General features: G+C 71.7%; 11 protein-coding genes. 8 read left to right on the forward strand and 3 right to left on the reverse strand.

What is annotated here, in order from left to right:
- Window positions 1–63 precede the first annotated feature (63 nt).
- The 4 genes from ACFVYA_RS20265 to ACFVYA_RS20280 are packed head-to-tail and all read left to right on the forward strand — an operon-like array spanning window position 64 to window position 4,690.
- On the forward strand, window positions 64–1,449 hold the full coding sequence (locus ACFVYA_RS20265; RefSeq protein ID WP_387046895.1) for an FAD-binding oxidoreductase: 1,386 nt from the start codon (window positions 64–66) through the stop codon (window positions 1,447–1,449).
- Window positions 1,450–1,454: 5 nt separating this feature from the next.
- The gene (locus ACFVYA_RS20270; protein WP_387046984.1) at window positions 1,455–3,008 is read left to right on the forward strand and encodes an acetolactate synthase large subunit; all 1,554 of its coding nucleotides are present in this window, start codon (window positions 1,455–1,457) and stop codon (window positions 3,006–3,008) included.
- 19 nt (window positions 3,009–3,027) lie between these two features.
- Window positions 3,028–3,831, forward strand: a complete 804-nt coding sequence (locus ACFVYA_RS20275) for an SAM-dependent methyltransferase (RefSeq protein WP_285986000.1) — start codon at window positions 3,028–3,030, stop codon at window positions 3,829–3,831.
- Window positions 3,832–3,883: 52 nt separating this feature from the next.
- Entirely contained in the window at window positions 3,884–4,690 is an 807-nt protein-coding gene (locus ACFVYA_RS20280) for an SAM-dependent methyltransferase (protein ID WP_387046896.1), read from the forward strand.
- Here the strand turns inward: ACFVYA_RS20280 and ACFVYA_RS20285 are convergent.
- Together ACFVYA_RS20285 and ACFVYA_RS20290 are read right to left on the reverse strand one after the other, a co-directional pair.
- Window positions 4,687–6,099, reverse strand: a complete 1,413-nt coding sequence (locus tag ACFVYA_RS20285; RefSeq protein ID WP_387046898.1) for an MFS transporter — start codon at window positions 6,097–6,099, stop codon at window positions 4,687–4,689. The genes ACFVYA_RS20280 and ACFVYA_RS20285 overlap by 4 nt on opposite strands.
- Before the next feature lie 86 nt (window positions 6,100–6,185).
- Window positions 6,186–6,644, reverse strand: a complete 459-nt coding sequence (locus tag ACFVYA_RS20290) for a DUF3761 domain-containing protein (protein ID WP_387046900.1) — start codon at window positions 6,642–6,644, stop codon at window positions 6,186–6,188.
- A 180-nt stretch (window positions 6,645–6,824) separates the two neighbouring features.
- Here ACFVYA_RS20290 and ACFVYA_RS20295 point away from each other — a divergent pair, with 180 nt between their 5' ends.
- The 4 genes from ACFVYA_RS20295 to ACFVYA_RS20310 all read left to right on the forward strand — a co-directional run bounded on the left by ACFVYA_RS20295 (window position 6,825) and on the right by ACFVYA_RS20310 (window position 11,583).
- Window positions 6,825–7,514 carry an MBL fold metallo-hydrolase gene (locus ACFVYA_RS20295; protein WP_387046902.1) on the forward strand — a complete coding sequence of 230 codons (690 nt, stop codon included), beginning with the start codon at window positions 6,825–6,827 and terminating at the stop codon, window positions 7,512–7,514.
- A 162-nt stretch (window positions 7,515–7,676) separates the two neighbouring features.
- Window positions 7,677–8,744 (forward strand): sensor histidine kinase, encoded by a 1,068-nt coding sequence (locus tag ACFVYA_RS20300; RefSeq protein WP_387046905.1) that lies wholly within the window; start codon window positions 7,677–7,679, stop codon window positions 8,742–8,744.
- Window positions 8,745–8,751: 7 nt separating this feature from the next.
- Window positions 8,752–9,417 carry a response regulator transcription factor gene (locus ACFVYA_RS20305; RefSeq protein WP_285986006.1) on the forward strand — a complete coding sequence of 222 codons (666 nt, stop codon included), beginning with the start codon at window positions 8,752–8,754 and terminating at the stop codon, window positions 9,415–9,417.
- A 114-nt stretch (window positions 9,418–9,531) separates the two neighbouring features.
- Window positions 9,532–11,583, forward strand: coding sequence for an MMPL family transporter (locus ACFVYA_RS20310; RefSeq protein WP_387046908.1), 2,052 nt, complete (start codon window positions 9,532–9,534; stop codon window positions 11,581–11,583).
- On the opposite strand, the gene ACFVYA_RS20315 is transcribed toward ACFVYA_RS20310, so the two are convergent.
- Window positions 11,580–13,913, reverse strand: coding sequence for a GH92 family glycosyl hydrolase (locus tag ACFVYA_RS20315; RefSeq protein ID WP_387046910.1), 2,334 nt, complete (start codon window positions 13,911–13,913; stop codon window positions 11,580–11,582). The genes ACFVYA_RS20310 and ACFVYA_RS20315 overlap by 4 nt on opposite strands.
- Window positions 13,914–13,926 lie beyond the last annotated feature (13 nt).

Genomic DNA, 13,926 nt, shown 5'->3' on the forward strand with positions numbered 1-13,926 from the left:
GCGTACCGCCGGTACGTACTACGCTGCGGTAACCACAGCGACGGCGCGGAGGAGACACTGCCGATGGGCGACGTGGCAACACGGCTGGCCGAGATCGTCGGGGACAAGAACCTGCTCACGGGCGAGGCGATCTCGGAGGACTACGCGCACGACGAGGCACTGACGGCGGAGCCGCAGAAGCCTGCGTACGTCGCGAAGCCGGCAACGGCCGAAGAAGTCGCGGAGCTGCTGAAAGCCGCTTCGGAGCACAACGTCCCCGTGACGGCCCGCGGATCCGGCAGCGGGCTTTCCGGGGCGGCCCGGCCGCAGGAAGACGGCCTGCTGATCTCGTTCGAACGGATGAACGCGGTCCTCGAAGTCGACACCGGCAACCACGTCGCCGTCGTCCAGCCCGGGGTGACCCTCGCCGAGCTCGACGCCAAGACCGCCGAAGCCGGGCTGAGCTACACCGTCTACCCCGGTGAGCTGAGCGCCAGCGTCGGCGGGAACGTCGGGACCAACGCCGGCGGGATGCGGGCCGTCAAGTACGGCGTCACCCGCAACAACGTGCTCGGCCTGCAGGCCGTGCTGCCGACCGGCGAGATCATCCGCACCGGCGGCAAGACGTCGAAGATCTCCACCGGCTACGACCTCACGCAGCTGATCATCGGCTCCGAGGGCACCCTCGCGCTGGCCACCGAAGTCACCGTGAAGCTGTACCCGCGGCTGGCCCACGGCGCCACGGTGCTCGCCCCCTTCGGCGACTTCGACCAGGTGATGGCCGCGGTGCCGGCGGTCCTCTCCAGCGGGCTCGCGCCGCACATCCTCGAGTACATCGACAACATGACGATGGCCGCCATCGTCTACAACGAGAAGCTCGAGCTCGGCGTCCCGGACAAGATCCGCGAGACGTGCGAGGCGTACCTCGTGGTGGCGCTGGAGAACCGCGAAACCGGACGCCTCGAGGAGGACGTCGAGACCGTCGGCGAGCTGCTCGGCGAACTCGGCGCGGCCGATGTCTACGTCCTCGACGGCGGTGCCGCGCGCAAGCTCATCGAGGCCCGCGAGAAGGCTTTCTGGACCGCGAAGGCCGTCGGCGCCGACGACGTGATCGACGTCGTGGTGCCGCGGACCGCTATGCCGCAGTTCATCACGAAGGCACGCGAGCTGGCGATGGCCGCCGGCGGCGGCGCGCTCGGCTGCGGGCACGCCGGTGACGGCAACGTCCACCTCGGGATCTTCTGCAAGGACCCCGCGGCGCGCAAGAAACTGCTCACCGGCATCTTCGCGTACGCCATGGAACTCGGCGGCGCGATCTCCGGCGAGCACGGCCTCGGCCGCACCAAGGCCGGCTACCACTCCGAACTCGAAGACCCGGCGAAGATCGAGCTGATGCGCCGGATCAAGCAGAGCTTCGACCCCGCCGGGATCCTCAACCCCGGCGTTCTCTTTCCCGAAGGAACCGCATGAGTGAGATGAACGGCGCCCAGTCCCTGATCAGCACGCTGGTCGACGCCGGTGTCGAGGTGTGCTTCGCCAACCCCGGCACGTCGGAGATGCACTTCGTCGCCGCGCTCGACACCGTTCCCGAAATGCGGGGCGTGCTCGCGCTGTTCGAAGGCGTCGTCACCGGTGCGGCCGACGGGTACGCGCGGATCGCCGGCAAGCCCGCCGCGACACTGCTGCACCTCGGCCCCGGCCTGGGCAACGGCCTGGCGAACCTGCACAACGCGCGTCGCGCGAACACGCCGGTCGTCAACGTCGTCGGCGACCACGCGACCTACCACAAGCAGTACGACGCACCGCTGGAGTCGGACATCGAAGCCGTCGCGGGCTCGCTGGAAGGCTGGGTGCGCCGCTCGGAGCACACCAAGGACGTCGGGGCGGACGCCGCCGCCGCGGTCGCCGCCGCGCAGGACGCGCCCGGCCGCGTCGCCACGCTGATCCTGCCCGCGGACGCTTCGTGGGGCGAGGGCGGCGAGACCTGCGCGCCGATTCCGCCGCGCATGCCGCAGGCCGTCGACGCCACGACTGTCAAGGACATCGCCGCGGTGTTCGGCACCGGCGAACCGGTCGCGCTGCTCGTCGGCGGCAGCGCGTGCCGCGAGGAAGGCCTGCGCGCCGCCGGCCGCATCGGCGCCGCGACGGGCGCCAAGGTGTTCGTCGAAACGTTCCCGGCGCGCCTGGAGCGCGGCGCCGGGCTGCCGTCGATCGAGCGGCTCGGCTACCTCGCCGAGCAGGTCGCCTACCAGCTCGACGGGATCAAGCACGTCATCGTCGCGGGCACGAAGGCGCCGGTGTCGTTCTTCGCCTACCCGGGCAAGGCGAGCGATCTGGTGCCCGAAGGCGCCCAGGTGCACACGCTTGCGTCGGCCGGGCAGGACGTGACGCGGGCGCTGACCGAGGTCGCCGGCCTGGTCGCCGCGGACACCGAACCCGTGCTGGCTCCCGAGTCACGGCCGTCGCTGCCGAGCGGGCCGTTGACCCCGCAGAACTGGGTCGAGGTGATCGGGGCGCTGCTGCCGGAGAACGCGATCATCGCCGACGAGGCCAACACGTCCGGCCTGATGCTGCCGATGGCGACGGCCGGCGCGCCGCGGCACGACGTCCTGACGCTGACCGGCGGCGCGATCGGCTACGGCATGCCGGTGGCGACCGGGGCGGCCGTCGCGGCGCCGGACCGGCCGGTGCTGAACCTGCAGTCCGACGGCAGTGCGCTGTACACGATCTCGGCGCTGTGGACGCAGGCGCGGGAGAACCTGAACGTCACGACGGTGCTGCTCAACAACCGCGCGTACGCGATCCTCCGCCTGGAACTCCAGCGCGTCGGGGCGGCCTCGGGCGGCCCGAAGGCGAACGACCTGCTCGACCTTTCCCGGCCGGACATGGACTTCGTGAAGATCGCGGAGGGCATGGGCGTGCCCGCGTCCCGCGCGACCACCGCCGAAGAACTCGCCGAACAGCTGCAGCGGGCCTTCGCCGAGCCCGGCCCGCATCTCATCGATGCGGCGGTGCCGCCACTGCTCTGAACCGGACTATCCTCACGCGATGACCGAGGAGCACGCGAAGCGCGGAATCGACTTCGACAAGCCCAACGCGGCTCGCGTGTACGACTACTTGATCGGTGGCAAGCTCAACTACGCCATCGACCGGGAGTTCGCCGAGCGGATCCTCGAGGTGCGGCCGGAGGCCAGGGACCTGGCCCTGCTGAACCGGCGGTGGCTGCGCCGCGCCGTCCGGTTCGGTGCCGAGCAGGGCATCCGCCAGTTCCTCGACATCGGCTCCGGCATGCCGACCGTGGGGCACGTGCACGAAGTCGTCCAGGCGATCGACCCGGAAGCCCGCGTGGTCTACGTGGACAACGAGCCGGTCGCGGTCGCGCACAGCGAGATCGTGCTGAAGGACAACGAGAACGCGGAAATGGTGCAGGCCGACGCCGAGTTCCCGGACACCGTCCTCGAACACCCGACGACCGAGCGGCTGCTGGACTTCGGCGAGCCGGTGATGGTGATCATGGCGGCGTTCATCCACTTCATCCCGGACTCGCGGGACCCGGCCGGGCTGATCGCCGCCTACCTCGGCGCGCTGGTCCCGGGCAGTTGCCTGGCGCTGTCGTCGGGCACGTTCGAGGGACAGGGCGAAGAGGTCCGGCGAGCGGCGGAGATGTACCGGAACAGCGGCACCGACGTCGTCGCGCGGTCCCGGGCGGAACTGGGCGCGCTGGTGGACGGCTTCGAGCTCGTGCCGCCGGGGATCGTGTTCACCCCGGAGTGGCGGCCGGACGATCCCGGCCAGGTCGGGCCGCACCCGGAGCTGTCGAGCCAGCTGGCTCTGGTGGTCCGCAAGAACTAGGCATCCCCGGCTCCGGCTATTCTCGCGTCACACCTGACTCCGGGAGCGGCGGATGAGCGAAGACGAGTACGCGCGGCGGGGCATCGACCTCGACAAGCCCAACGCCGCGCGCGTGTACGACTACATCCTCGGCGGGCAGCTCAACTACGCCGTCGACCGGATGTTCGCCGAGCAGGTGCTGGCCGCGCAGCCGAACGCGCGTGAGCGGGCGCGGCTCAACCGGCAGTGGCTGCGCCGGGCCATCCGGTTCGGGATGGACCAGGGCATCCGGCAGTTCCTCGACATCGGCTCCGGCATGCCGACCGTGGGGCACGTGCACGAGGTGGCCCAGGCCGTCGACCCGACCGCCCGCGTCGTCTACGTCGACAACGAGCCGGTCGCCGTGGCGCACAGCGAGATCGTGCTGGAGGACAACGAGAACGCCGCGATGGTGCACGCCGACGCCGAGTTCCCCGACGACGTCCTCGAACACGACATCACCGAGATGATGCTGGACCTGGACCAGCCGGTGATGGTCGTGATGGCGCTGTTCGTGCACTTCATCCCGGACGAGCGCGACCCGGCCCGGCTGATCGCCGCCTACCGCGACGCGCTCGCGCCCGGCAGCTACCTCGCCCTGTCGTCCGCCACCTACGAGCAGCAGAGCGACGGAACGGCCCGCGCCGTCGCGATGTACCAGAAGAGCGCCAACCCGGTGACACCGCGCTCGGCCGACGAGCTCCGGGCCCTGGTCGACGGCTTCGAGATCGTCGACCCGGGCATCGTGTTCATCCCCGAGTGGCGGCCGGACGACCCCGCGGAAATGCCGCCCGACCCCGCGGAGTGCGGCGGCCTGGCGCTGGTGGCGCGCAAGAACTAGGCGGCGACCAGCGCCGGCGCGGTCCGCCGCTTCGGGACCAGCGCCGCCAGCAGCGCGCCCGCCAGTGCGGCGCCCGCCGCCACCGCGAACGTCGCGCGGAAGCCGGCCAGGGACGGCACCGCCAGCCCACCGACGCTGATCGTCAGCTGGGCCAGCATCGCCGCCATCACCGCGCTGGAGATCGCCGTGCCGACCGAGCGCATCAGGGAGTTCAGGCCGTTCGCCGACGCCGTTTCGGTGACCGGCACCGAACCCATGATCAGCGCGGGCATCGCCGCGTACGCGATGCCGACGCCGGCGCCGATGATCACCGACGCCGTGATCAGCTCGAGCGCGTTGTCCATCAGCACGATCGCGAACGCGTACCCGGCGGCGATCACCAGCGCGCCGCTCATCAGCGTCGGGCGCGGGCCGAACCGGGTGATGAGCCGCGCCGAAACCGGCGAAAGCAGCATCATCACCAGGCCGTTCGGGGCCAGGGTGAGACCGGACTCGACCATCGTCTGGCCCAGCCCGTAGCCGGTCGACGCCGGTGCCTGCAGCAGCTGCGGGAACGACAACGCCATGGCGTACAACGCGAAGCCGACCATGATCGACGCGAAGTTCGTGAACAGCACCGGGCGGCGGGCGGACACCCGCAGGTCGACCAGCGGATCGCGGCGGCGCAGCTGGTAGGCGCCCCACACGAGCAGGATGACGACGGCGGCCGCGGCCAGCCCGAGCGTCGGTGCGCTGGCCCAGCCCCACGTGCCGCCCTTGACCACCGGCAGCAGCAGGCAGAGCAGCCCGGCGGCCAGGCCGAACGCGCCGAAGTAGTCGAACGGCGCGGGCGTGCGCACCGACGACTCGGGCACCACGGTCATGATCAGCAGCGCGCACGCCAGCCCGAGCCCGGCAGCGGTCCAGAAGAGCGCGTGCCAGTCGGCGTTCTCGGCGACCACGGCCGCGACCGGCAGGCCGATGGCCCCGCCGACCCCGAGCGTCGCGCTCATCAGCGAGATCGCGCCGCCGACGCGTTCGGGCGGCAGTTCGTCGCGCATGATGCTGATGCCGAGCGGGATCACGCCCATCGCGCAGCCCTGCAGCCCGCGGCCGAGGATCTGGAACGCGAGCGCGCTCGTCGTCGCGGAGACGACCGAGCCGGCGATGAGCAGCCCGAGGCTGACGAGGATCATCCGCCGCTTGCCGTAGAGGTCGCCGAGCCGCCCGCTGACCGGGGTGATGACGGACGCGGCCAGCAGCGTCACGGTGACCACCCAGGACGCGTCGGCCGCCGGCACGTGCAGCAGCCGCGGGAAGACCGGGATCAGCGGCACGACCAGCGTCTGCATGAACGACGCGACGAGCCCGCACGAGGCGAGCACCACGACGATCGCGCGGCCGGACGGCGCGGAACGGGACACCACCACACCCCCAGTGGGTATTTAGTACGCATCATGCAACTTCGTGCACTGTACCTACGCACTGGGGGATTCCGGCCCGGGTGGTGCGCTCGTCACAACCAGGTGCGGACGCCTCCGTGGCCGGAGCAGGTGCCCGAGCGGTGCTGGCTGTAGCTGTAGGTGCCGTCCTTGCACAGGGCCGTCGCACCGGCGGGGTTGTCGCCGGGCCGGTGAATGCAGTTGCCGTCCGAGTTGCGGTAGTAGTCCGCCCCGCATTCGGCCGGCTTCGGCGCGGCCTGCGTGGTCGTCTTCGGCGCCGGGGGTTTCGGCGCCGTCGTCTTCGGGGCGGTCGTCTTCACCGCGGCCGGGGCCGTGGTGACCACCGGCGCTTCGGACGTCGCCGGCGCCGAAGCGGACGTTTCGACCGGAGCCGGCGTGGAATAGGTGGGCGTCGAATACGTCGACGACGTGGCCGGGAGAACACCGAGGTTCTCCTGCTGCTTCGGCGGCACCGAGCCGACTCCGCACCCGGTGACCAGGACACCTGCGAGCAGTACCGCACCGAGCTTCATCCGCACAATGACTCCTTGGCATGGCAAACCAATGTGGCGGATGTCGCGCGAATTCGGCCGGCCGTTACACCGGAAATGATTTCGGGAACCAATCGGTTGCGGTCCGGCAACGGGCGTAACGATTTCGCTGCCAGCGGATCAGGCAGCGAACTCCCCCCGCGCCTCCCTACCCTCGCGACCATGGAGCTCGTCGAGATCACCCCGCGCCTGCACCTCGTCCGGTACGCGTTCGGCCAGGCCTACCTCTGGCAGGACGACGACGGCCTGACGATGGTCGACGCCGGGATCGCCGGGTCAGCGGCCGACACCGCCGCCGCGATCCGAGCCGCTGGGCGGGCCCCCGGAGAGCTGCGCCGGCTCGTCCTCACCCACGCCCACGCCGACCACGCCGGCGCCGCCGCCGAGCTGCGCGCGTGGGGCGGGGTCGACGTCCTCGCACACCGGGCCGACGCTCCGGTGATCCGCGGCGACCGGCCCGCCGCGGAGCCCGTGCTGCTCGACTGGGAACGGCCGTTGTTCGAGCGGAACAGCCCCCAGGCCGGCGGGCTCACCGGCCCGCCGTGCGCCGTCGACCGCGAACTGCGGGACGGCGACGAGATCGCCTTCGGCGGTGGCGCGCGAGTGCTCGCCGTGCCCGGGCACACCGACGGCAGCATCGCCCTCCACCTCCCCCACCACGGCGTGCTGTTCACCGGCGACTCGGTCGCCCAGCTGGACGGCAAGGCCATCCCCGGCGTCTTCAACACCGACCGGGACAAGCTCCGGGAGTCCTTCGGCCGGCTCGCCGCGCTCGACGTCGAGATCGCGTGCTTCGGCCACACCGACCCCTTCACCCACGACGCCGGGAAGAAGCTGCGCGAAGCGGCCTAGATGTGCCGCAGCCGAAGCCGGCTGGCGCCGGCTTGTTGGCGGCCTCACGACCGAAGTGCCACTCCTGCTCGCTGCTGCCGCTCTTGGGCTGGAAGACGGCGATCTTCAGGTCGTCGAGCGCACCACCGTCGATGGCCAGGCTGCCGAGCCTAGACTCGACGTATGTCCTGGCTACGGCGGTACGCAGCCGAGCTCGCGGTGGCCGTCGCGGTGCTCGTCGGCTCGCTCTTCGCCGTGCTCAACGACGGTGCCAAGCCCGCCCACCACGCCGCGATCGGGTGGGTGCTCACGGTCCTCTGCTGCGCCGCCCTCTTCTTCCGGCGCCGGTACCCGCTGGGCGTCGCCGGGTTCGCGCTCGTCTGCTGCGCGCTCTACTACCCCCTCACCGATCCCGATGGTCTCGTCCTGCTCGCCTTCGCCTACGTGCTCTACAACGCCGCCGCGGCCGGGCGGATTCGCGGGGCCGCCCTGCTCGTCGTCGCCGCGATGGCCGGTGTCACGGCCGGCGAGCTCGGCTCGCGGACCGGGCGGCACGTCGACAACTTCGCGTTCTTCCTGATGACCGGCTGGTTCGTCGCCCTGGTCGCCGGGGGTGCCGTCGCGCACTACCGCGCCGAAGCCGAGCGGACCAAGGAGGCCGAGGCCCGGGCGCGCGCGACCGATGAACGCCTGCGCATCGCCCGCGAGCTGCACGACGTCCTCGGCCACCACCTCGCGCTGATCAACGTCCAGGCCGGCGCCGCGCTGCACCGCCGTGACCCCGGGCAGGCCGAAGAGGCGCTCGGGGCGATCAAGGACGCCAGCAAGACCGCACTCCAGGAGTTGCGCGCGACGCTCGGCATGCTCCGCGGGACCGGCGGCCCGAGCCTCCAGCGGGTGGCGGAGCTGGCCGAATCCGTCGGCGCGTCGGGGCTGACCGTGCGCACCGAGATCGACGGCGTCGCCCGGGAGCTGCCGCCGGACGTCGAGCACGCGGCGTTCCGGGTGGTCCAGGAGGCGCTGACGAACGTCGCCAAGCACGCCGGGGCGAACACCGTCGTCGTCCGGCTCGGCTACGGCGCCGACGAACTGACCGTGGCCGTCGACGACGACGGACGCGGCGGTGCGGCCCCGGCGGGCAACGGTATCCGCGGGATGGCCGAACGCGCGCGGGCACTCGGCGGCGAACTGACCGCGGCGCCGCGCGAAGACGGCGGCTACCGGGTGCGGGCCCGGCTGCCGGTGCGATGATGGGCCGATGATCCGGGTCCTGCTCGTCGACGACCAGCGGCTCGTCCGCGCCGGCTTCCGGTCCATTTTGGACGGGGAGGACGACATCACGGTCGTGGCCGAGGCCGCGGACGGGCGCGAGGCGCTGCAGGCCGCGCACGACCACCACCCCGACGTCGTGCTGATGGACATCCGGATGCCGGTGCTCGACGGCCTCGCCGCCACCCGGCACCTCCTCGAAGACCCGGGCGTGCACACCAAGGTCGTCATCCTCACGACGTTCGACCTGGACGAAGACGTCTACGGCGCGCTGCGGGCGGGCGCGAGCGGGTTCCTGGTCAAGGACACCGAACCCGAGGAGCTGATCCACGCCGTGCGCGTGGTCGCCCGCGGCGACGCGCTGCTGGCGCCGTCGATCACCCGGCGGCTGATCGCGGAGTTCGCCGCGCGCGGCACCCGCCCGGCGCCGTCCCCGGCGCTCGACCGGCTCACCGACCGCGAACGCGAGGTGCTGTCCCTGGTCGCGGCCGGGCTGTCGAACGACGAGATCGCGCGCGAGCTCACCCTCAGCCCGGCGACGGCGAAGACGCACGTCAGCCGCATCATGACCAAGACCGGCACGCACGATCGCGCGCAGCTGGTCGTCCTCGCCTACGAGTCCGGCGCGGTGACGCCGCGGTGGCTGGCTCCCTGACCCGTACTCCCCCGGGAGTACGGGAACGGCCTTAGGGGACACCTCCGGGAGGACGTGAAGTGTCCTCCGCTGCGCGACGCGCGGTAAGGCCCCTCTCGCGAATCCTTGTCCACCATGGACACCATCACTCGTACCACCGGCGGCGGCCTGGCGCGGCTGGCCGGCTGGGCGCAGCGCCACCGGTGGCTCGCCGTCGCGCTCTGGGCGCTGGTCCTCATCGGCGTCACGTTCACCTCCCGGCTCGCCGGCAGCGCGTTCCACGACGACAACTCGTTGCCCGGCACCGAATCCCAGCAGGTCGTGGACCTGCTCGACAACACGGCCCAGTCCGGCGCGAGCGCGCAGATCGTGCTGAAGGCCGACGGCGGGCTCGCCGCGAACCGCGCGCCGATCGGCACCATGCTGGGCGAAGTCCGGTCCCTGCCCCACGTGCGGTCGGTGAGCGACCCGCTCGAGACGCTCTCCGCCGACGGCCGGATCGGCTACGCCACCGTCACCTTCGACGCGGCCTCGACCGACCTCCCCTACGACGACATCGTGAAGTTCGCCGACACCGCGAAGCGGGCCGGGCCCGTGGAGGTCGCGCTCGCCGGGGACCCGATCGCGCGGATCTCCGAGAGCGGCGGACCCGCGGAGGGCGTCGGCCTGCTCGCCGCGCTGGTCATCCTCGTCTTCCTGTTCCGCTCGCTGCTCGCGGCCGGGCTGCCGGTGATCACCGCGGTGTTCGCCGTGGGCAGCACGCTGGGCGTGATCACGGTCTTCTCGCACTTCGTCGACATCGCGAGCTACACCTCGCCGCTGATGATGCTGGTCGGGTTCGGTGTCGGCGTCGACTACGCGCTGCTGATCTTTTCCCGCTACCGCACCGAAATCCTCGCCGGTCACGACCGCGAACCGGCCGCCCGGCGGGCGCTCGACACCGCCGGCCGCTCGGTGCTGTTCGCCGGGACGACCGTGATCATCGCGCTGCTCGGCCTCCTCGCGCTCGGGCTCGGCGGGCTGCGCGGGGTCGCGCTGGCCGTCGCGCTCACCGTCCTGATGACGATGCTCGCGTCCGTCACGCTCCTGCCCGCCCTGCTGTCGCTGTTCGGCAAGCGGCTCGAACGCGGCATCCGCAGGCACGCCGCCCGGCGGGAGCACGGCAAGGCGTGGCGACGGCTCGCCGACGGCGTCCAGCGACGTCCGCTGGCTCCGCTCGCCATCGGCTTGATCGTCCTCATCGGACTGTCCATTCCGGCCTCGGGGATGCGGCTCGGGTTCGCCGACGCGAGCACCGACCCGGCCGGCTCCACCACGCGGAAGGGCTACGACCTGCTGGCCGAGGGCTTCGGCCCGGGCTTCACCGGCCCGCTCGCGATCGTCACCGAGGACGGCGACACCGTGACGCTGCAACGGAAACTCGCGGAGACCCCCGGCATCGCCCGGGTCCTGCCGCCGATGGGCAAGACCGTCCTGGCCTTCCCCACGACGTCACCGCAGGACGAAGCCACCGCCGAGCTGGTGACGCGGCTGCGGAGCGACGTCCTGCCGACGCTGCCGGGCCACTACCTCGTCGGCGGCTCGGTCGCGGCCGCGACGGACTTCGCCGGGGCCGTCGCGGATCGGCTGCCGTTGTTCGTGCTGGTCGTCGTCGGACTGTCGGCGTTGCTGCTCATGGTGGTGTTCCGGTCGATCCTGATCCCGCTCAAGGCGGCGCTGCTGAACCTGCTGAGCATCGGCGCCTCCCTCGGCGTCATGACGCTGGTGTTCGGCGACGGCTGGTTCGGCGCGCAGCCGGGCCCGATCGAGGCGTTCGTGCCGGTGATGATCTTCGCGATCGTGTTCGGGCTGTCGATGGACTACGAGGTGTTCCTCGTGTCGCGCATGCACGAGGAGTGGCGCCGCACCGGCGACGCGCGGCTCGCGGTGCGCGAAGGCCTCGCGTCGACCGGCGCGGTGATCACCGCGGCGGGCGCGATCATGGTGCTGGTCTTCGGCGCGTTCCTGCTCGACCCGTCCCGGATGCTGGCGCAGTTCGGCCTCGGCCTGGCGGTCGCGGTCCTGCTGGACGCGCTGGTGATCCGCTGCCTGATCGTCCCGGCGGTCATGCGGCTGCTCGGCGCCCGGGCGTGGTGGCTGCCGCGGTGGCTGGACCGCCGCCTGCCGCACGTCGCGCTGGAGCCCTAACTCCCCCAGGTCGCCGGCGTCTCGGACAGGCGGAAGTCCAGGCGCCCGCCGCGCAGGAAGGACGCGTCGACCTTCCAGTCGCGCTGCGGCCTGCCGTCCCGGCGGACGTCCTGGACGTACTTGCCGCTGCCCGACGTCGTGATCCGGATCGGCGCGCCACCCGCCGGCCGGATCACGGCGCCCGGGAACAGCGGGCTCGACAGCAGCAGCTCGCCCGAGCCGGGCGTGCGCGGGTAGACGCCGAGCGCGGCGAAGACGTACCAGGCGGACATCGTGCCGAGGTCGTCGTTGCCGGGCAGCCCGGACGGCCCGGTGCCGTACACGGAGTTCACGAGCTGCCGGACGGTCTCCTGCGTCTTCCACGGCTGCTCGAGCTCGTTGTACAGCCAGGGCGCGTGGATGTCGGGCTCGTTCGTCGGGTCGTACTTGAGCGGGCCGCCGCCCTTGAGCTGCCAGTTTACTGCTCCGTCGTGGAAGAACCCGTCGAGCCGGGTGACCGCGGCGGCCTTGCCGCCCATCGCGTCGGCGAGGCCGAACACGTCCTGCGGGACCATCCACGTGTAGGCCGCCGCGCTGCCCTGCGCGAAGCCGCGGTCGCTCGCCGGGTCGAACGGCGTCACCCAGCTGCCGTCGACGTTGCGGGCCTGCAGGTAGCCGGTGTCCGGGTTGTAGACATTGCGCCAGTACGCGCCGCGTGCGCGCAGCTCCGCGGCTTCGCGAGTGCGGCCCAGCATGTCTGCGAAGTGTCCCATCGCGGAGTCGGCGACGGAGTCTTCCAGCGTCTCCGCGGCGCCGCCCCAGCAGTGGCAGACGTCGTTGGGCGCGTAGTGCGACGTCAGGTACTGCGCGAGGTTGGGCCGCTGGCCGACGCACTGTCCGGGGCAGCCGCCGTCCTGCAGGCCTTCGGGCCGCGGGACGGTCGCCTGCCGGTAGAGCGAGTCGAACGCTCCGCGGTAGTCGAAGTTGCGGACGCCCATCGCGTAGAAGGTCGCGATCGTCGCCGCCGACGGGTCGCCGGTCATCACGTGCGTCGCGCCGTTGACGTGCACCCAGCGGTCCCAGACGCCGTCGTTCTGCTTCGCGTAGTTGTACAGCGATTGCGCGAAGTTCCCCGCGACGCGCGGCTCGGTCAGGGCCAGAAGCTGCACCTGCGCGCGGTACTGGTCCCAGCCGGAGAAGTTGGAGTACTGCGCGTCCTGCCCGCGTTCGACGCGGTGCGGCTTCCGGTCCATGCCGAGGTACTGGCCGTCGACGTCGCTGACGAGGTTGGGCTGCTGCAGGCTGTGGTAGAGCGCGGTGGTGAAGGTGATCCGCTGGTTGGCGGTGCCGCCGCTGACCTGCACCCGGTCGAGCTCGGTGTTCCAGGCCTTCTTCGTCCCGGCGGCCACGCTGTCCACAGTGGACCTCTTCGGCTGTTCGGCCTGGAGGTTGCGTTCCGCGCCTTCGAGCGAGACGTAGGAGATGGCGATCCGCACGGTGACCTTGCTGCCGGGCGCGAAGGTGACGTAGCCGCCGGAACCGCGTCCGGCGCGGTCCTTGCCGGTCGCGTAGCCCTCGCCGCCGGTCTGGTCGGTGCCGCCGGGCTGGAGCGTCGCGTCCTTCCACGTCCCGGTGCCGGTGACGGGCTGGTCGAACCGCGCGGTGAAGTACAGGCGGTAGTAGGACTTGCGGTTGTTGGCACCGCCGTTCGCACGGCGGCCGCAGAAGGCGCCGGTGAGCACGGACCCGGTCACGCGCCGGTTCGCCGCGTCGATGTGCGTTTCGGCGTCCTCGCTGCCGTTGAGGGAGTTCGACGTCCGGAAGAGCAGCCCGGCCGGCTTGCCCTGCGGGTAGGAGAGCGTGCCGATCGCGGTCCGTTCGGTGGCGGCGACATCGGTCGTGACGCCGTTCTGCAGACCGAGCCGGTAGCGGCCGGGCGTCGCGGCTTCGTCGGCGTGGCTGAAGTTGCTCGCGTAGACGGCGTCGGCGGTGTCGGCGCTCGGCGACGAGGTGACGTCGCCGGCGAAGGGCAGGATCGGCACGTCGCCGGCGGCGCCGGGGTTGCAGCCGGCGCCGTTGACGTGGGTGAGGCTGAAGCCGCGGAGCCGGGTGGTGTCGTACTGGTAGCCGTTGGCGGCGCCGGTCGACGTCTGGTCGCCGCGGGTGCTGGTGGGACTCCAGGCGAGCATCCCGAAGGGCGCGGTCGCGCCGGGGTAGGTGTTGCCGTCCCCGGCGGAGCCGATGAGCGGATCGACGAAGTCGGCCGGACTCAGGTCGGCGGCTGCCGACATCGTTGTCAACGTCGAGGCGAGCAGGGCGGCGGCGAGCGCCACCGTGAGGGAACGGCGCATGGGCGGAGATTAA

It is taken from the genome of Amycolatopsis sp. NPDC058278 (assembly GCF_042881395.1).
Classification (GTDB): domain Bacteria; phylum Actinomycetota; class Actinomycetes; order Mycobacteriales; family Pseudonocardiaceae; genus Amycolatopsis.

What these genes read in the sequence shown, in the direction of transcription:
- ACFVYA_RS20265 (WP_387046895.1), top strand. Translation starts at nt 64, where the DNA reads ATGGGCGACGTGGCAACACGGCTGGCCGAGATCGTCGGGGACAAGAAC.
- ACFVYA_RS20270 (WP_387046984.1), top strand. Translation starts at nt 1,455, where the DNA reads ATGAACGGCGCCCAGTCCCTGATCAGCACGCTGGTCGACGCCGGTGTC.
- ACFVYA_RS20275 (WP_285986000.1), top strand. Translation starts at nt 3,028, where the DNA reads ATGACCGAGGAGCACGCGAAGCGCGGAATCGACTTCGACAAGCCCAAC.
- ACFVYA_RS20280 (WP_387046896.1), top strand. Translation starts at nt 3,884, where the DNA reads ATGAGCGAAGACGAGTACGCGCGGCGGGGCATCGACCTCGACAAGCCC.
- ACFVYA_RS20290 (WP_387046900.1), bottom strand. Translation starts at nt 6,644, where the DNA reads ATGAAGCTCGGTGCGGTACTGCTCGCAGGTGTCCTGGTCACCGGGTGC.
- ACFVYA_RS20295 (WP_387046902.1), top strand. Translation starts at nt 6,825, where the DNA reads ATGGAGCTCGTCGAGATCACCCCGCGCCTGCACCTCGTCCGGTACGCG.
- ACFVYA_RS20300 (WP_387046905.1), top strand. Translation starts at nt 7,677, where the DNA reads ATGTCCTGGCTACGGCGGTACGCAGCCGAGCTCGCGGTGGCCGTCGCG.
- ACFVYA_RS20305 (WP_285986006.1), top strand. Translation starts at nt 8,752, where the DNA reads ATGATCCGGGTCCTGCTCGTCGACGACCAGCGGCTCGTCCGCGCCGGC.
- ACFVYA_RS20310 (WP_387046908.1), top strand. Translation starts at nt 9,532, where the DNA reads ATGGACACCATCACTCGTACCACCGGCGGCGGCCTGGCGCGGCTGGCC.
- ACFVYA_RS20315 (WP_387046910.1), bottom strand. Translation starts at nt 13,913, where the DNA reads ATGCGCCGTTCCCTCACGGTGGCGCTCGCCGCCGCCCTGCTCGCCTCG.